Consider the following 16,168-nt stretch of genomic DNA (forward strand, 5'->3'; position numbering starts at 1 on the left):
CAAAGCGTCGATGTCGGCGCTTTTTTTTGCGTGGGGTGGCCGGGTGTTTGCGGGAGTGGGTATTGCCGCGGGGGGGTGGGGGGGGGGGGCGTCGGGGCGGCCCCGGTGGAGGGAATCCGCGGGGCCCCCCGGAGGGGGGGGCGGGCGGGCGGCGGCCGCGCCGCCCACCCCGTCCCCGGAGCCCGCCCCGCCCCCCCCCCCCCCCCCCCCCCGCCCGAAAAGCACTCACACGCTTAAGACACCAGCGGTTGTTCACCGTCCACGATCTTTTTCGGGCCCACCGCGCGTTTCGCCGCTGGGGTGTCGGGGCCCGCTGGAGGAGTAAAAGGCTGTTCGACGTAGGCAAGGGCCCGCCCGCCCCACCGACCGTTACGGCGCATCGCGTTAGCGACCCACCGCTCGCTCCCGGCGTGCCCGTTCACCATGCCAACAAGGCATCCCCTTTCCCAACAACGCCCAGAAAAAAACCCCACATTCCGAAAAATGCAGGGTTCCATACAGCGAGTGCGGCGCGCGTCGCTGCGCGCCTGCGATTCGATCGACTATCGATCGACTTACGCAGCGTGCCGCGTCGCTCCACCCGGCGTGCGCCACTTCGCCAGCAGATCGTTCCACTTCACGCGCACGGCCTTGAGGTTGTTTTCCTTCACGTGACCGTAGCCGCGAATCCCATCGGGCAGGTTGGCAAGCTCGATCGCCAGCGGCGTATTGTCCGCCTTCAAACCCGAGATCACCTCGCGCACGAGCGCCTCATACTCGCCGATCAACGCCCGCTCCGTACGACGCTCCTCCGTCTTGCCGAACAGATCGAAGCTCGAACCGCGCAGGAACTTCATCTTCGCGATGAGCTTGAACGCCGTGAGCATCCACGGGCCGTACTGCTTCTTCACGAGATGACCCTTCGCATCTTTTTTCGCCGTCGTCGGCGGCGCCAGATGGAAGTTCAGCTTCCAATCGCCCTCGAACTGCTCCTTCAGCTTGGCGAGGAACGCCGGATCGGTCTGCAGCCGCGCCACCTCGTACTCGTCCTTGTACGCCATCAGCTTGTACAGATTGCGTGCCACGGCTTCCGTCAGCGGTTCGGCCACGGCACTGCCGTCGGCCAGCGCGCGTTCGGCCGCCCGTACCTGCGCAACGAGCGCTTCATAGCGCTTCGCATACGCCGCATCCTGATAGGCCGTGAGCAACTCGACACGTTTGGCGATCAGCGCATCGACAGACTTCTTCGTATGCAGCGAGATGACCGTCGCGCCCGCGTCCTGCGCCGTGCCGGCCGGCTTGGCCGCTTGCTCGACGCTTGCGAGATCGTGAGCGGCACGACGGCCCCATTCGAACGCCGCCAGGTTCTTCTCGACTTGCACGCCGTTCAGTTCAATCGCCCGCACGAGCGAGCGATGCTCGAGCGGCAGCCAGCCGCGTTGCCACGCATAGCCGAGGACGAACGGGTTCGTGTAGATCGCATCGCCGAGCAGCGCCACCGCGAAGCGATTGGCATCGACGACATCGACATGCTCGCCCGCCGCCGCCCGCACGTCTTGTTCCGTACTCGTGCCGGGGAACGTCCAGTTCGGATTCTTGATGAACTCCGCCGTCGGCGTCTTCGAGCTGTTGACCACCACGCGCGTCTGATCGAACTTCATCCGCGACGTGCATTCGTCGCCGGCCGTCACGATCGCGTCGCAGCCGATCACGAGGTTCGCTTCGCCCATGGCGATGCGCGTCGCGTGAATGTCGGCCGGTGCCTTCGCGATCTGGACGTGGCTCATCACGGCGCCGCCCTTTTGCGCGAGGCCGGTGACGTCCAGCACAGTGACGCCCTTTTGTTCGAGATGCGCAGCCATGCCGAGCAGCGCCCCGATCGTCACGACGCCCGTCCCGCCCACGCCCGTGACGAGCACGCCGTAGGGGCGTGCAATCTCGGGCAGCGCCGGCGCCGGAATCTCGGGCAAGGCATCGCTCGCCTTCGCGCCGGCCGGCTTCGGCTTGCGCAGTTGGCCGCCTTCCACCGTCACGAAGCTCGGGCAAAAGCCCTTCAAGCAGGAGAAATCCTTGTTGCAGCTCGACTGGTTGATTTGACGCTTGGTACCGAGTTCGGTCTCGAGCGGCTCCACCGAGAGGCAGTTCGACTGCACCGAGCAATCGCCGCACCCCTCGCAGACGGCTTCGTTGATCACGACGCGCCGCGCCGGATCGGGGAATTCGCCCTTCTTGCGGCGGCGCCGTTTCTCGGTCGCGCAGGTCTGATCGTAGATCAGGATCGTGGTGCCTTCGATCTCGCGCAGCTCGCGCTGCACCGCGTCGAGTTCGTCGCGATGATGGATCGTCACCCCCGGCGCGAGCAGCGTTGTCCCGCTGTACTTCTGCGGTTCGTCGGTGACGATGACGATCTTCTTCGCGCCTTCCGCCGCGAGTTGGTGCGTGATTTGCGGCACCGTCAGCACGCCGTCGACAGGCTGGCCGCCCGTCATGGCGACAGCGTCGTTATAGAGAATCTTGTAGGTAATGTTCGCCTTCGCGGCGATGGCGGCGCGAATCGCGAGCAAGCCCGAGTGAAAATAGGTGCCGTCGCCGAGGTTCGCGAATACGTGCTTCTCGTTCGTGAACGGCGCCTGGCCCGTCCATGCCACGCCTTCGCCGCCCATTTGGCTGAACGTGCTCGTATTGCGGTCCATCCAGACCGTCATGTAATGGCAGCCGATGCCGGCCATCGCCCGCGAGCCGTCGGGAACGTTCGTCGACGTGTTGTGCGGGCAGCCCGAGCAGAACCAGGGCTTGCGCTCCGCCGTGACGCGCGGCTTGGCCAGCGCCTTTTCCTTCGCGTCGATCACGGCGAGCCGCGATGCGATACGCTCGCGCACGTCGGACGGCAATTCGAACTTCTCGAGCCGCGTGGCAATCGCCTTGGCGATCAGTGCCGGCGAAAGCTCGTAATGCGCCGGCAGCAGCCAGTTGCCCATCGGTACCGACCATTCGCCGCCGGCGCCGTCCTTCTCGTCGAACTTGCCGAACACGCGCGGACGCTGGCCGTCGGGCCAGTTATACAGCTCCTCTTTGATCGCGTATTCGAGAATCTGGCGCTTTTCCTCGACGACGAGAATTTCGTCGAGCCCACGCGCGAACGCTTGCGCGCCTTGCGCTTCGAGCGGCCAGACGCAGCCCACCTTATAAAGACGGATGCCGATGCGCGAACACGTTTCGTCGTCCAGACCCAAATCGACGAGCGCCTGACGCACGTCGAGGTACGCCTTGCCGCCCGTGATGATGCCGAAGCGCGCATGCGGCGAATCGATCTCGACGCGGTCGAGCTTGTTGGCGCGCACATAGGCGAGCGCCGCATACCACTTGTAGTCGAGCAGACGCGCTTCCTGCACGAGCGGCGGATCGGGCCAGCGGATGTTCAGGCCGCCGTCGGGCATGACGAAGTCGGACGGCAACACGATTTGCGTGCGATGCGGATCGATATCCACGGACGCCGACGATTCGACGACATCGGTCACGCACTTCATCGCCACCCACAGGCCCGAGTAACGGCTCATCGCCCAGCCGTGCAGACCGAAGTCGAGGTATTCCTGGACGTTCGACGGAAACAGCACAGGCAGGCCGCAGGCCTTGAAGATGTGTTCGGACTGGTGCGCGAGCGTGGAGGACTTGCACGCGTGATCGTCGCCCGCCAGCACCAGCACGCCGCCGTGCTGCGACGAGCCGGCCGAGTTGCCGTGCTTGAGGACGTCGCCCGAGCGATCGACGCCGGGGCCCTTGCCGTACCACATCGAAAACACCCCGTCGTATTTCGCGCCGGGGTAGAGATTGACTTGCTGGGTGCCCCAGACAGCCGTGGCGGCGAGATCTTCGTTGATCCCGGGCTGGAACACGACCTGATTCGAGGCGAGGTGCTTCTTGGCTTTCCAAAGGGCGAGGTCGAGGCCGCCGAGCGGCGAGCCGCGATAGCCGGAAATGAAACCGGCTGTATTGAGGCCGGCGGCTTGATCGCGCGCGTGTTGCAGCATCGGCAGGCGCACGAGCGCCTGAATGCCGCTCATATATGCGCGGCCGCGTTCGAGCGTGTATTTGTCGTCGAGCGTGACGGACGATAGCGCAGCTTCCAGCGAGGCTCGCTGACCTGCGTCTAGCGGGGCATTCATTGTATTGACTCCTCAACCCTGTTTGGGATCACCAAAACGTCTCAGCCTCGCGCATCTTTTGAATGCTTCGGCCGGGGCCGCCATATTGACGGTTTTTTTGCGATGGTAGCACTGGTGGAAACCCGCCGCTGTAGTCAAAAATGGTGCCATCGCTTGCCCAATAAGCCCCGCGCGGCATCGCCTTATCTCATGAACAGGTGCCGGTATCTGTCTGTAACCGCCGTAACGTGTTGTTTTAAGGCTGGAACGGGGGGAGTCGAGCTGGTCTAATGGCCGGACCGTTCAGTTTGGCGGGCACGCGGCCCGGCGCCACGCCGGCGTTTTCGGGGAGCGTGAAGATAAAAGGAGTACAGATGGAAAAGCGACACGTTCAAACGTTTCTTTTGGTTTCCGCCGCATTTTTCTCGATGAGCTTGCCTGTGCGCCAAGCGCAAGCCGGGGTGGTGGAGCAGGCGGTGACGCGCACGATCGCCCGTGCCGGCATCGGCGCGGGACCGGCCGAACGCTGGGCGGCGTCGATGGGCGAGGCGCCGGCGCGTCATACGCAGATCGCCAAGGCCAGCCGCAAGCATGTGTCGACGATCGAAACGGCGTCGACCAAGGGGGCGGATGCCGGCGGCGAGCCGAGCGTCGAACCGTTCACGCTGATGTAAGCGCTCATGGAGCCACTAAGCGGCAGCATCGGGGCCCAGCCGCGGCTCCGCATGGCCGCGAAGGGCGCGCACGTGCGGCCATCGTCCCGGTGCGCGCCGGTAGTCCATCATGGTTGCGCGGCGGCCGCGACGGCCGCGCGTCGATGCTCTCTTAGGCCTTGTCCTGCACCACGCCGCGTCGAATTTGATCGAGTTCGATCGATTCGAACAGCGCCTTGAAGTTGCCCTCCCCGAACCCCTGATTGCCCTTGCGCTGGATGATCTCGAAGAAGATCGGCCCGATCTGATTTTCGGTGAAGATCTGCAGCAGCAGGTCGTCCTTCTCGCCGTCGATCAGAATCTTGCGCTTCTTCAGTTCGTCCAGCGGTTCGGTATGACCCGGGATGCGGCGATTGACGAGTTCATAGTAGGTATCGATCGTATCGAGCAGTTTGATGCCCGATCCGCGCAAGCCGTCCACGGTGCGATAAATGTCGTTCGAGCCCAGCGCAATGTGCTGAATGCCTTCGCCGCGATAGGCGTCGAGGTATTCCTGGATTTGGCCGGCTGTCTCGGAGCCTTCCTCGTTGATCGGAATGCGGATTTTGCCGCAGGGCGAGGTCATCGCCTTCGACTTGACGCCCGTCACCTTACCTTCGATATCGAAGTAACGAATCTCGCGGAAGTTGAACAGACGCTCGTAGAAGGCGGCCCATTCCTGCATGCGGCCGCGGTGCACGTTGTGCGTCAGGTGGTCGATGTAGGTCAGGCCGTGGCCCACCGGACGCGGATCGGCACCCGGAATCGGTTCGAAGTCGACGTCATAGATATCGATATCCCCGACGCTGCCGGCCTGTGCCCCGTTCTTGCCGCGCCAGCGATCGACAAAGTAGATCAGCGAATCGCCAATGCCCTTGATGGCCGGAATGTTCAGCTCCATCGGGCCCGTCTTGTTATCGAAGCCCCAGGCGCCTAGGTCGAGCGCATGCTTGTAGGCCTTCGCGGCATCTTGCACGCGAAATGCGATCGCGCAGATCGACGGGCCGTGCAGGCGGGCGAACCGCTGCGCGAACGAATCGGGTTCGGCGTTGACGATGAAATTGATTTCGCCCTGGCGGTACAAGGTCACGTCTTTGTGCCGATGGCGCGCAATCGCCGTGAAGCCCATCTGCTCGAACAGCTTGCCTAGCGCCTTCGGATCCGGCGCGGTGTACTCGATAAACTCGAAGCCGTCGGTGCCGACGGGGTTGTCCCACGTTTGAACCTGCATGTCTGTCTCCTGTTTCGATCGGCGAGGGGCGGTGGTCCCCGTCGGCGTGTCGGGTCGCGGGCGAAGTGCCGCATGCCGCGAATAGACGCAAGTGTATAGCGGGCGGATGGGCAAAAATTTGCGATGTTCGTCGGCCGGCACTACGATTGCGCAATTTTGTGTCTCATCCGAGCCGAAGGGAGTGGGAAAATGGCCGATATCGAACTCGATGCCGTCGACAGGCGCATCCTCGCGTTTTTGCAGGAGAACGGCCGCGCCTCGAACCAGGACATCGCGGAGCGCGTGAACCTTTCGCCGAGCCCGTGCCTGCGGCGCATCCGGCGTCTAGAAGAGGCCGGCATCATTCGCGGCTACGTTGCGTTACTCGATCCGCAAAAGCTGGGCCTCGGGTTGCTCGCCTACGTCAATGTGCGCTTGGAGAAGCGCGGCGGTGCGACGGGCCATGCGGGCACCACCCATGCCGAACTCTTTCGCGCAGCGGTTCAGTCCTGGCCGGAAGTGGTCGCGTGCCACGCGATGACAGGGGAGATGGATTACCTGCTGCGCGTGCAGGTGAAGGACATGGTGCACTTCTCGCGCTTCGTGCAGGATCAGTTGCTCCATCACCCGTCGGTGATCGACGTGAAGACGAGTTTCGCGCTCGAATCGTTCAAGGAGACAACAGCGTTGCCGATTCTCTGAAGGGCGGAAGAACGCGCGCCGCATGCGCGACTCGGCGAAAGCGGCGCTACAAAAGAGACGAGGCGGCCGAAAGCCGCCTCGTCGCGCGCGCCGCACAGGGGAGAGCGGCGCACGGGGGGAAGAAAGCGCTTACGCGGCGGCTTCAGCCGGGATCATCGCCTCGATAATGCGGGCCGTATTGCGCGCTTGGCGCTTGATCGCGTAGTCGAACACCGCGGCTTGTTCTTGCAGCATCTCGGTCAGGATGCTCGCTTGATCGGCCGGGGGAAGCGTCAGATACGCATCGGCGCTGCCGTAGGCATATTCGATCTTCATGCCGGCCTTCTTGGCGATATGCATCATGGTCGTGTTGCGCGAAAGGCAGTACATATACAGCGTCGTGACGCGCGTATTGCGGCTATGGATGGCGGCGCGCTCGAACAGCCTCGAGCCGACGCCCATCCCGCGCGAGCTTTCGAGCACCGACACGCCGAACTCGGCCGTACGGCTGTCGCCGTCCGCAGGCAGGTAGGCAAGATGGCCGACGCCGACGAGTTCCAGCCGGTGATCGTAGACGCCGAACACCTTATCGCGCGCGAAATCGATCGAGCGCACGTAGTTTTCGATGACGTGGTCGGGCGCGGCCTGGCCGAAACGCAGCAGGCGGTCCTCCTCGCCGAGTGCGAGAAAGTGCGCGAGCAACGGATCGCGATCGCAGGCCGTCAACTCGCGAACGAGTACCGAAGCACGATGAGCCGCCTGCGAGGCACGCTCGTGAAGCTCGATCGATGCGTTGGCGCGTGTGGATAGATGCGGATTCATCATGGGTTCTCCTTTTCGTCATGCGTTCGTGCTGCAACGCAATGCGAATTTTACCCGATCCGCGTTATCCCTACTGGGGAAAACCCGAATTCAGCATGGAGAACTGCCTCTATAACTGCCGTGAAATCGATTAAGTGGCTGATTTTTATCGGTAAAGTTTGGTGTTGTGCATCCGCATCGCGTCAATTTGACCGATGATATGACGCATGAGTCGATGCTGCGATGCAGCGTTCGATGCGAGCGCCAATCGTTCAGGTCGCCAACCCTTTCTCGATGAGATCGATCACCTGGTCCGCGAATTCGCGATAGCCTAGCCGCCCGCCTGGCTTGAGCCAGGTGAAGGTCCAATTGATCATCCCGAACACCATCATTGTGACGGCGGTCTGATTCTCCTTCGAGACGCGGTCCGGGTAGGCGCGCGCCAATTGGCGCGTGAAGGCGGCGACGATGTCGCGCTGGCGATCGAGAATCACCTCGCGCTGGGTTTCGACCAGATACTTCACGTCGTTGAGCAACGCCACGTGCCGACTGTGCGACGTTTCGTACTCCACGAGAAAGGCGCGCACAAGCTCGGCGAATGCCTCGCGTTCGGTCAGCGCGCGTCGCCCGCTCGCGCCCTCCACCTCCGCGATGATCAGCATGAGCCGCTTCGTGTAGCGATCGAGCAGGTCGAACAGGATCGCTTCCTTGCTCTCGTAGTAGTGGTAGAGGCGGGCCTTGGAGGTGCCGCTTGCGGCGGCGAGTTCCGCCATCGATGTGCTCGGATAGCTCGTTTGCGCGAACGCGCTAGCGGCGAGTTCGAGGATTTGCTCGCGCTGGGATTCGTGATCGGGTGCTCGGGTACGGGCCATGATGTCTTCGTCGTATTCGGCCGGCCGGCGCGCGGGTGATCGTTGGGGTGGAGTCGAATCGATCGCCGCGATTGTCGCGATTATTGCCTTCGCGCCCCGCGGGCGGGGAGTCCGCCCGTGGGGTGCGCCGCGCGGTGGCCGCCGCGGCGCTAGTGTAAGCGAAACGCGACGCGCTTCAGATCAACGTTCGTCGTAGCTCACGACCACGCGCTCGCTGACGGGGTGGCATTGACACGTCAGCACGAAGCCGTCGCGAATTTCTTGCGGCTCGAGCGTGTAGTTCTTGTCCATCTTCACCTCGCCTTCGAGCACCTTCGCGCGGCAGGTGCAGCACACGCCGCCCTTGCAGGCGTACGGCAGCGCAAGGCCCGCGTGCAGGCCGACATCGAGCAGGCTCGCACCTTCATAGGGCAACCGCATCTTGCGGCGATTGCCATCGATGATGATTTCCAGATCGGCGGCCGGCGTTTGTTCGGTGATTTCGACGACAGGCGCACCGGCCTGCGGCAGCGGCGTGCCGAAACGCTCGACGTGCACCTTCGACTCGGCCACACCGGCGGCCTTGAGCGCCGCCTCCGCGGCATCCATCATCGGTGCGGGACCGCAGATAAACGCCTCGTCGATCGCATCCGGTGACACCAACGCCTCGAGGAACGCGGCGCACTTCGATCGATCGAGCACGCCGTTGAACAGATCCACGTCTTGCATGTCGTCGGACAGCACGTTGTACAAGACGAATCGGTTCATGTACCGGTTCTTCAGGTCCTCGAGCTCCTCGGCGAACATGATTGCGTCGACGCTGCGATTACCGTAGATCAGCGTAAAGGTGCTGCGCGGCTCCACGTCGAGCGTCGTCTTGATGATGGCAAGCACGGGCGTGATGCCCGAGCCGCCGGCGAAGGCGACGTATTGTTTGCCCTCGTCCGCGTTCAGGTGCGTGAAAAAGCGACCATCGGGCGTCATGACCTCGATCGAATGGCCGGCCTGTAGCGTATCGAAGGCGAAATTCGAGAAGCGTCCGCCGCGCACGCGTTTGATGCCGATGCGCAGCTCGCCGTCGCGATCGTAATCGGTCACGCCGACGCAAATCGAATAGGAGCGCCGTGTCTCCTCGCCATCGACATGTGCCTTCAGCGTCACGAATTGCCCTTGCGTGAAGCGATACTGCTCGCGCAGTTCGGGCGGCACTTCGAACGAAACGGAAACCGCGTCGGCGGTTTCGGGCCGCACCTCGCGGATGCGCAGCGAATGGAATTGCGGGGTCGCCATGTTTAGTAAGGTTTGAAGTAGTCGAAGGGTTCGCGGCAATCGAGGCAGCGATACAGGGCCTTGCACGCCGTGGAGCCGAATTGCGACAAGCGTTCGGTGTGAACCGAGCCGCAATGCGGACACGCCGGCGTGCCGACGGCACGCGCCGCCTTCGGCATGAAGCGGATCGCCTGCTCGTCGCCGGCGACACTCGCGCTCGCGCACCGGCCGCCAGGCGGCGCGATGCCGTACGCGCGAAGTTTCTCGCGCGCTTCATCGGTGATCCAGTCGGTCGTCCATGCCGGTGCCAGCACCGTCTTGATCCGGTGCGGCGTCAAGCCTGCGTGCTCAAGCGCGTGCGCGACATCCTCGGCGATGTGCGCCATCGCCGGGCAGCCCGAGTAAGTCGGCGTGATGACGACTTCGAGCGTACCGTCTTGCGCCCGCTCGACGGCTCGCAGGATGCCGAGTTCGCGGATCGAGACGACCGGAATCTCCGGGTCCGGGACGGATTCGAGCACCGACCACGCGTGCGCGAGGACATCGTCGTGCGCGGCTGCGGGGGCTGCGCCGGTCGGGGCAAGGCGGTTGGGGCTTGGCATATCGCGGACCTGAAGCTGGCTAACGGCAAGACTGAATACGAGGGGGCGGACGCCGAACGGCTACCAAGTCGCCCCGGGATGCTGGCGAGCGAGGCTTTGCATTTCCGCGAGCAGAAAGCCCATGTGCTCGGAATGCTCGCCATGCTTGCCCGTCGTCACATGGGCGACAGGTGGCGGCAGCTCAAGCGTGGCTTCGTCGACGGCCGCTTGGACATCGCTCTGCCAAACCGCTTCGAAATCGGCCGCGCGCACGCCGACGCCCGACGCCGCGACCGAATCTTCAAGCGCATCGGGCGCGAACCACTCGCGCGTATAGGGCATCAAAAAATCGAGCGCGGCTTGCATGCGCCGATGCGATTCATCGGTGCCGTCGCCCAGCCGCACGAGCCAATCGCGCGCATGCTGCAATTGGTAGCGCGTTTCCTTGATCGATTTCGAGGCGATGGCCGCGAGCTGCGCATCCTTGGAGCCTTCCAGCGCGCGCCAGAGGTGAACCATCAGCGCCGTGTACAGGTAGTTGCGCACGGTCGTGACCGCGTAGTCGCGCTCGCCGCGCGCGGTGGCGCCGAGAGGCCCGCCATGCGGTAGCTCGAGCAGCGTGTAGTTGGCGAACTCGCGCTCGGCGCGGAAGTAAGCGTAATCGTCCTCGGTCTTGCTCGCGCCGGTGAGCGCGTGCTCGAGCGTGGCGGCGTGCGAGTAAAGCAGGCGCGCTTGGCCGATGAGATCGAGGCTCATGTTCGCGAGCGCGATGTCCTCTTCGAGCGCTGGGCCGTGGCCGCACCATTCGGCGTTGCGCTGACCGAGGATCAGCGCATTGTCCGCGAGACGCAGCACGTAGGAGAGATGGTCGGGCGTAGTCGTCATGTCGCGGTTACATGTGGTTGACTGCGTCGGGCAGCGTGTAGAAGGTCGGGTGGCGGTAGATCTTGTCGCCGGCCGGCTCGAACAGGTCTGCTTTCTCGTTGGGATCCGACGCGGTGATCGCCGCGGCCGGCACAACCCAAATGCTCACGCCTTCCTGGCGCCGCGTGTAGACGTCGCGCGCCATGCGCAGCGCCATCGACGCGTCGGCGGCATGCAAGCTGCCGCAATGCTTATGGTCGAGGCCCTGCTTGCTGCGCACGAACACTTCCCAAATCGGCCATTCCTTGTTCATGAACTCGCTCCTGAATGCTTGGCAATGCTGACTAATACGTTGAATACGTTGACTTGACGAAGGTGCGAACGCGCGCGCGAACGCACGCGGCCCGTCACGCCGCTTGTTGTTGCGCGCGCATGTGCGCTTTCTCCGCATGGGCGAGCGCCGCTTCGCGTACCCAAGCGCCGTCCTCGTGCGCCTTCACGCGTGTGGCGAGGCGTTCCTTGTTGCAGGGGCCGTCGCCGCCCACGACGCGCCAAAATTCTTCCCAGTCGATCGTGCCGTAGTCGTAGTGGCCGCGAGCCTCGTTCCACTTGAGATCCGGATCGGGCAGCGTGACGCCGAGCACCTTGGCTTGTTCCACGGTGGCATCGACGAACTTTTGGCGCAGATCGTCGTTGGAAATGCGCTTGATGCCCCACTGCGCCGACTGATTGCTGTGGACGGAATCTTTATCGCTCGGGCCGAACATCATGAGCACCGGCCACCACCAGCGATCGACCGCTTGTTGAACGAGCGCGCGTTGCGCCTCGGTACCTTTCATCATGGCGAGCAGGGCGTCGAAGCCTTGGCGCTGGTGGAACGACTCCTCCTTGCAGATGCGGATCATCGCGCGCGCATAGGGGCCGTACGTGCAGCGGCACAGCGGGATCTGATTCATGATCGCGGCGCCATCAACGAGCCAGCCGATCACGCCCACGTCCGCCCAGGTCGGCGTCGGATAGTTGAAGATGCTCGAATACTTGGCGCGGCCGCTATGCAAGGCATCGACCAGATCGTCGCGCGAGACGCCGAGCGTTTCGGCGGCGCTATACAGATAGAGGCCGTGGCCGCCTTCGTCTTGCACCTTTGCGAGCAAGATGGCTTTGCGCTTGAGGCTCGGCGCGCGCGAGATCCAATTGCCTTCGGGCAGCATGCCGACGATTTCCGAATGGGCGTGCTGCGAGATTTGGCGCACGAGCGTTTTCCGGTAGGCATCGGGCATCCAGTCTTGCGGCTCGATCTTGCCGTCCGCCGCGACGACCGCGTCGAACCGATCTTGCTCGGGCGAGGCCGCGCCGGCATCGAGCGCCGCGACGTTGCCTGGAATGTCGAGGGATTGCGTATACATGGGAACGATCTCGTCCTGAGTTGTACGTTGTGGCGAGTATAAGCCAACCGACCGGTCGGTTAATAAATTTTTTTCGGGGATCGATCGACGGGCGGTGGCCGGCCCGGTGAGGGAGGACGCTAAAAAAGGGCGGGTAGCGGCGTCGCAGCGGGCTGCTAGACTGGAACCATCGTCCTTAAGTCCCACGTGCCTCGCACGTGTCTTGTATCGCGATCATGACGACCGTCTATTTCGTGAAGACCGGAGAGCAGTATCTTTGCCCCGGCGAGGACGGCGACGTTGGCTTGACGCCGTCGTTCGAGGAAGCCGAACACTTCCTTTCCTATGAGGAAGCGGAGCACGCCGCGCGAGCGAACGCCGGCCCCGGCTACCAGATCATCGCCGAGCAGCGGGGTTAATCGCCGCTGAGCGGGGCCAAATCGCCGGCCCGTATCGACGAGCGCGAGGACGAGCGCTATTGGGCCATGCCCCAAGAGACGAGCACGCCGTGGATGCTGCGCGCGTACTGGTCGCGCAGCGAGGGCGTCTCCGAGTGATAGGCGCCGATGGCGTGCCACGTATTGCCGTAGCGAATCATCTTTTGCTTGAGCATCCATGCGGCCACATAAGTGTTGACGCACGCGTCTTTTAGCGCGCCGGGCGGCACCCCGTTGCGGCGCAGCTCCGCGAAGTGCACCGAATTGATTTGAGCCTGGCCGACGTCGATGCTGCCGTCCGCGTTGCGATGCACGGCATTGGGGTTGCCTTTCGATTCGTACCAGGCGATCGCTCGCAGGACGAGCGGATTGACCCCTTGATAGGCCCCGGCGCGCGCGAAACAGTCTTCGTCGGCACGGGCGAGGCGCGGGCCGCTCAGAAGACAAGCGAATGCGATGGCGGCGGCTGCCAGGCCTGCGAGCGTCGGGCGGACGCCTCGGAGCGTGCGAGCGGTCATGGGTGAGACTCCAGCGGTTGTCGTGGATCGTGCGGCACTATCGGGTCCACGCCAGCGAGACGGTGTCGCCTCCGGTGCGTGCGTCGTGCGCCGGGTTGCGCAAGACGTCGTCGAGCTTGCGATCGACCTCGGTCAAGTAGGCTTGCGATTCGTCGCTGACGACCATCCTGATGCTCGGCTCGGCCGCGGGTTTGCGCCAGGTCGTCCGGCGCGCCTTCTTGCCGGAGCGGTGCGTGTTGCCGACCGGCGCCGCCTCCTCCAATTGCTCCGCGGACGAGGCGGGCAACGAAGCCAGCGACGGCAGCGGCGGGAACAATTGATTGGGGCCGGCGTTTTCCGGCGACGGCTTGACCGATGGAGCCGGCGTTTGGGCGTGGCTCGGGAGCGCCGCGCTCAGGCTAAGCGCGCCGATCAATGCGAGGGCGGAACGGGAAATCATGGACGTCTCCGGAGGCTATTCGGTCGGCAGCACTTGCACGCTGTAGGGGTGGCAGCTTCCCACGGTGACGTTTTCGATCTGGATCGCGCCGGCGCGCGCGGGTGCGATGCCGCGCTTCACCGATTGATTCAGATACGGAAAGTCCTGGGCGAGTGCGGCGATGACGATCCATGTCGGCTGCGGTTGCTTGGAAGCCACCGCACCTACTTTGACGAGCACTTCGGTCAAATGCGGGTCGCGTGCGCCCAGGGCGTCGGCCGGAATGGCGATGTCGACGAGTTTCGCCGTTTGCGCACCGGAGGTCGCGGCGGATTGCCGACCGTCGTTCGATCGCATGGCTTGCATCTGCGCGCACCCCGATAGGGCGACGACGATAAGAAGGCTGGTGAGTGCTTTCACTGTGATCTCCAACGCTAAGAAGTGCGTTATCGGCAGTGAGGGCCCGATGATTAAAACTGACGAAAGCTGATCGAGGGAAAACGCCGAGTCCGCCGAGCGTCGCAGCCCGGTGGACAGTGCTTGTGGCCGGTCGTCGTCGATGCCGACGGAGCCGACTCGACGCTCGCTCCCGAATTAAGCGCTTCAGAAACGAACGCCGTGGCTCTTGCCGGCCGGTAGCCAATTGGGGTGTGATCAACGCGCCGAGGCCTGTCGCGAAGCGGGGCCGAGCGCGGGCGTTAAAACGCGCTTACCGGGGCGGCGCGCGTCAGGCACAATCGCCGTCTGTCTTGTCCTTGTTAGTCTCGTTAGTCCCCCATCCCTCTTCATCACATGTTTGCTCGAATCACTTCGCGTGCGCTCGGCGCATTCACGGCGGCGGTGTTCGCCTTCTCGGTCGGCGCGACGGGCGCGGCGCACGCCGCTGCGCCGGCTCCGGCCGCGGGCGAGTGGGTGACCGCGTGGGCCACCGCGGCTCAATCGATCCCCGACCTCGCCGATCCGCCGCCGCTGTACCGCACGCCCGATGTCGCGGGCCGCACAGTTCGGCAAATCGTTTATCCGACGATATCCGGCCGCGGTGTCCGTATCCGCGTCAGCAACGCCTACGGGCGCGCGCCGCTGACGCTGACGGACGTGGTGCTTGCGCAGTCGGCGGGCGGTGCGCAGACGCGGCCGGGGACGGCTGTGCGCGTCACTTTCGCCGGCAAGGCGTTCGTCACGCTGAAACCCGGTGCGCAGCTCGACAGCGATCCGATCTCGGTTGCATTGACGGCGGGCCAGCCCTACGCCATCAGCCTGGCTGCGGGGCCGCGCCAAACGGTCACCGCCTGGCATCGGGTGGCGAACCAGGTCAATTACGTCTCGACGCAGGGCGATCACGCGGCCGACGAGACGCCCGGCGCCTATACGCGCAAGTTCACGGAATCGGCTTGGGTCAGCGCGCTCGACGTGCGCGCGCCGAACGCGTCCGCCATTGCGGCGATCGGCGATTCGATCACCGATGGGCTGCGCTCCAGCCTGAATCGCAATCGCCGCTGGACCGATGCGTTGTCACGCCGGCTCGACGAAGCCGGCGCCACGCAGACGGCGGTGCTCAACCTCGGCATCAGCGGCAACCGATTGCTCAGCGATTCGCCGTGCTACGGGGAGGCACTCGAGCGCCGCTTCGAGCGCGACGCGCTGGGTCAAAGCGGCGTTCGCGCCGCGATCTTGCTGATTGGCATCAACGACATCAACTTCGCCGCGATGCCGCCGCGCGCGGGGCTCGACTGCGACTTCCCCCATACGACGGTGACCGCCCGCGACTTGATCGACGGCTATCGGCGCTTGATCGAGCTGGCGCATCGCAGCAGCGTGCGCATCTACGGCGCCACGCTGACGCCCGCGTCGCTGCCTGGCCCGCGCGAAGCCGTGCGCACCGCGGTGAACGGTTGGATCCGCACGAGCGGCGCGTTCGACGGCGTGATCGATTTCGATGCGGCGCTGCGCGACAGTGGGCACCCGGACCAGTTGCAGCGACGCTTCGATAGCGGCGACCATATTCACCCTAACGACGACGGCTACACGGCGATGGCCGCTGCGGTTCCGCTGGACTGGGTGACGGCGCCCACGCATCGCTAGAAAAAAAGTTGCTTCACACCCTTGTCACACGACACGGGTTTGACCTATGATTCGCATCCTCATTTGATGAGCGGCGACGAAACGGCGCCGGCGGCAACAAGTTTTAAGCGATATGCGAAAAAAACTGTTGACGCGATGCAAGAAGTTCTGCATAATCTCGTTTCTCTGCTGCTGACGCAGCAACGCAAGACGGGCGGTGCTAGAGGGGAAGTTGCTCTGGTGCTGCTGGCGGTTAAGCGACGCGATCTTTAAAAATTT

The 16,168-nt window shown here is 64.0% G+C and carries 17 protein-coding genes; 5 read left to right on the forward strand and 12 right to left on the reverse strand.

The genetic code is table 11. The annotated features are described in order from the left end of the window. Positions 1-554: 554 nt before the first annotated feature. The gene (locus ACTHN9_RS25855; protein ID WP_440539664.1) at positions 555-4,142 is read right to left on the reverse strand and encodes an indolepyruvate ferredoxin oxidoreductase family protein; all 3,588 of its coding nucleotides are present in this window, start codon (positions 4,140-4,142) and stop codon (positions 555-557) included. A 353-nt stretch (positions 4,143-4,495) separates the two neighbouring features. Here ACTHN9_RS25855 and ACTHN9_RS25860 point away from each other — a divergent pair, with 353 nt between their 5' ends. After that, positions 4,496-4,795 (forward strand): hypothetical protein, encoded by a 300-nt coding sequence (locus ACTHN9_RS25860; RefSeq protein WP_440539665.1) that lies wholly within the window; start codon positions 4,496-4,498, stop codon positions 4,793-4,795. Positions 4,796-4,946: 151 nt separating this feature from the next. Here the strand turns inward: ACTHN9_RS25860 and hppD are convergent, their stop codons facing one another. Next, the gene (gene hppD, locus ACTHN9_RS25865; RefSeq protein ID WP_440539666.1) at positions 4,947-6,044 is read right to left on the reverse strand and encodes a 4-hydroxyphenylpyruvate dioxygenase; all 1,098 of its coding nucleotides are present in this window, start codon (positions 6,042-6,044) and stop codon (positions 4,947-4,949) included. A gap of 189 nt (positions 6,045-6,233) precedes the next feature. Here hppD and ACTHN9_RS25870 point away from each other — a divergent pair, with 189 nt between their 5' ends. Then, positions 6,234-6,725 carry an Lrp/AsnC family transcriptional regulator gene (locus ACTHN9_RS25870; RefSeq protein ID WP_116138189.1) on the forward strand — a complete coding sequence of 164 codons (492 nt, stop codon included), beginning with the start codon at positions 6,234-6,236 and terminating at the stop codon, positions 6,723-6,725. A gap of 129 nt (positions 6,726-6,854) precedes the next feature. Here ACTHN9_RS25870 and ACTHN9_RS25875 read toward each other — a convergent pair whose 3' ends face one another. The 7 genes from ACTHN9_RS25875 to paaA form a co-directional block, all read right to left on the reverse strand. Continuing rightward, positions 6,855-7,526, reverse strand: a complete 672-nt coding sequence (locus tag ACTHN9_RS25875) for a GNAT family N-acetyltransferase (RefSeq protein ID WP_440539678.1) — start codon at positions 7,524-7,526, stop codon at positions 6,855-6,857. 251 nt (positions 7,527-7,777) lie between these two features. After that, complete coding sequence (locus ACTHN9_RS25880; protein WP_440539667.1) at positions 7,778-8,377, reverse strand: TetR/AcrR family transcriptional regulator; 600 nt, start codon at positions 8,375-8,377, stop codon at positions 7,778-7,780. 180 nt (positions 8,378-8,557) lie between these two features. Next, entirely contained in the window at positions 8,558-9,646 is a 1,089-nt protein-coding gene (paaE, locus tag ACTHN9_RS25885; RefSeq protein WP_440539668.1) for a 1,2-phenylacetyl-CoA epoxidase subunit PaaE, read from the reverse strand. Positions 9,647-9,648: 2 nt separating this feature from the next. Further along, positions 9,649-10,227 (reverse strand): 1,2-phenylacetyl-CoA epoxidase subunit PaaD, encoded by a 579-nt coding sequence (gene paaD, locus ACTHN9_RS25890; protein ID WP_440539669.1) that lies wholly within the window; start codon positions 10,225-10,227, stop codon positions 9,649-9,651. Positions 10,228-10,287: 60 nt separating this feature from the next. After that, the gene (gene paaC, locus ACTHN9_RS25895) at positions 10,288-11,091 is read right to left on the reverse strand and encodes a 1,2-phenylacetyl-CoA epoxidase subunit PaaC (protein ID WP_440539670.1); all 804 of its coding nucleotides are present in this window, start codon (positions 11,089-11,091) and stop codon (positions 10,288-10,290) included. Between the two features lie 7 nt (positions 11,092-11,098). Next, positions 11,099-11,383 (reverse strand): 1,2-phenylacetyl-CoA epoxidase subunit PaaB, encoded by a 285-nt coding sequence (gene paaB, locus ACTHN9_RS25900; RefSeq protein ID WP_102649412.1) that lies wholly within the window; start codon positions 11,381-11,383, stop codon positions 11,099-11,101. 94 nt (positions 11,384-11,477) lie between these two features. Next, positions 11,478-12,476, reverse strand: coding sequence for a 1,2-phenylacetyl-CoA epoxidase subunit PaaA (gene paaA / locus ACTHN9_RS25905; RefSeq protein WP_440539671.1), 999 nt, complete (start codon positions 12,474-12,476; stop codon positions 11,478-11,480). A gap of 215 nt (positions 12,477-12,691) precedes the next feature. Between paaA and ACTHN9_RS25910 the strand changes: the two genes are divergently transcribed. Beyond that, positions 12,692-12,874 carry a hypothetical protein gene (locus ACTHN9_RS25910; protein ID WP_440539672.1) on the forward strand — a complete coding sequence of 61 codons (183 nt, stop codon included), beginning with the start codon at positions 12,692-12,694 and terminating at the stop codon, positions 12,872-12,874. Positions 12,875-12,930: 56 nt separating this feature from the next. On the opposite strand, the gene ACTHN9_RS25915 is transcribed toward ACTHN9_RS25910, so the two are convergent. From ACTHN9_RS25915 to ACTHN9_RS25925, 3 genes are read right to left on the reverse strand one after another with little or no spacing between them, the layout of a single operon-like run. Next, a complete protein-coding gene (locus ACTHN9_RS25915; RefSeq protein ID WP_440539673.1) occupies positions 12,931-13,410 on the reverse strand; it encodes a lytic transglycosylase domain-containing protein in 480 nt (159 codons plus the stop codon). Positions 13,411-13,447: 37 nt separating this feature from the next. Beyond that, a complete protein-coding gene (locus ACTHN9_RS25920) occupies positions 13,448-13,849 on the reverse strand; it encodes a hypothetical protein (RefSeq protein WP_440539674.1) in 402 nt (133 codons plus the stop codon). A 15-nt stretch (positions 13,850-13,864) separates the two neighbouring features. Beyond that, positions 13,865-14,248: a hypothetical protein gene (locus tag ACTHN9_RS25925; RefSeq protein ID WP_440539675.1), complete on the reverse strand. Its 384-nt coding sequence runs from the start codon at positions 14,246-14,248 to the stop codon at positions 13,865-13,867. Between the two features lie 372 nt (positions 14,249-14,620). On the opposite strand from ACTHN9_RS25925, the gene ACTHN9_RS25930 reads away from it, so the two are divergent. Then, entirely contained in the window at positions 14,621-15,910 is a 1,290-nt protein-coding gene (locus ACTHN9_RS25930; protein ID WP_440539676.1) for an SGNH/GDSL hydrolase family protein, read from the forward strand. A 39-nt stretch (positions 15,911-15,949) separates the two neighbouring features. Continuing rightward, positions 15,950-16,162 (forward strand): hypothetical protein, encoded by a 213-nt coding sequence (locus ACTHN9_RS25935; protein WP_440539677.1) that lies wholly within the window; start codon positions 15,950-15,952, stop codon positions 16,160-16,162. The last annotated feature ends 6 nt before the right edge of the window (positions 16,163-16,168 follow it).

Source organism: Trinickia sp. (assembly GCF_051953405.1).
Taxonomy (GTDB): domain Bacteria; phylum Pseudomonadota; class Gammaproteobacteria; order Burkholderiales; family Burkholderiaceae; genus Trinickia.

Excerpts from the sequence above, each read along its gene's own strand:
- ACTHN9_RS25855 (WP_440539664.1), bottom strand. The coding sequence starts at position 4,142 with ATGAATGCCCCGCTAGACGCAGGTCAGCGAGCCTCGCTGGAAGCTGCG.
- ACTHN9_RS25860 (WP_440539665.1), top strand. The coding sequence starts at position 4,496 with ATGGAAAAGCGACACGTTCAAACGTTTCTTTTGGTTTCCGCCGCATTT.
- hppD (WP_440539666.1), bottom strand. The coding sequence starts at position 6,044 with ATGCAGGTTCAAACGTGGGACAACCCCGTCGGCACCGACGGCTTCGAG.
- ACTHN9_RS25870 (WP_116138189.1), top strand. The coding sequence starts at position 6,234 with ATGGCCGATATCGAACTCGATGCCGTCGACAGGCGCATCCTCGCGTTT.
- ACTHN9_RS25875 (WP_440539678.1), bottom strand. The coding sequence starts at position 7,526 with ATGAATCCGCATCTATCCACACGCGCCAACGCATCGATCGAGCTTCAC.
- ACTHN9_RS25880 (WP_440539667.1), bottom strand. The coding sequence starts at position 8,377 with ATGGCCCGTACCCGAGCACCCGATCACGAATCCCAGCGCGAGCAAATC.
- paaE (WP_440539668.1), bottom strand. The coding sequence starts at position 9,646 with ATGGCGACCCCGCAATTCCATTCGCTGCGCATCCGCGAGGTGCGGCCC.
- paaD (WP_440539669.1), bottom strand. The coding sequence starts at position 10,227 with ATGCCAAGCCCCAACCGCCTTGCCCCGACCGGCGCAGCCCCCGCAGCC.
- paaC (WP_440539670.1), bottom strand. The coding sequence starts at position 11,091 with ATGACGACTACGCCCGACCATCTCTCCTACGTGCTGCGTCTCGCGGAC.
- paaB (WP_102649412.1), bottom strand. The coding sequence starts at position 11,383 with ATGAACAAGGAATGGCCGATTTGGGAAGTGTTCGTGCGCAGCAAGCAG.
- paaA (WP_440539671.1), bottom strand. The coding sequence starts at position 12,476 with ATGTATACGCAATCCCTCGACATTCCAGGCAACGTCGCGGCGCTCGAT.
- ACTHN9_RS25910 (WP_440539672.1), top strand. The coding sequence starts at position 12,692 with ATGACGACCGTCTATTTCGTGAAGACCGGAGAGCAGTATCTTTGCCCC.
- ACTHN9_RS25915 (WP_440539673.1), bottom strand. The coding sequence starts at position 13,410 with ATGACCGCTCGCACGCTCCGAGGCGTCCGCCCGACGCTCGCAGGCCTG.
- ACTHN9_RS25920 (WP_440539674.1), bottom strand. The coding sequence starts at position 13,849 with ATGATTTCCCGTTCCGCCCTCGCATTGATCGGCGCGCTTAGCCTGAGC.
- ACTHN9_RS25930 (WP_440539676.1), top strand. The coding sequence starts at position 14,621 with ATGTTTGCTCGAATCACTTCGCGTGCGCTCGGCGCATTCACGGCGGCG.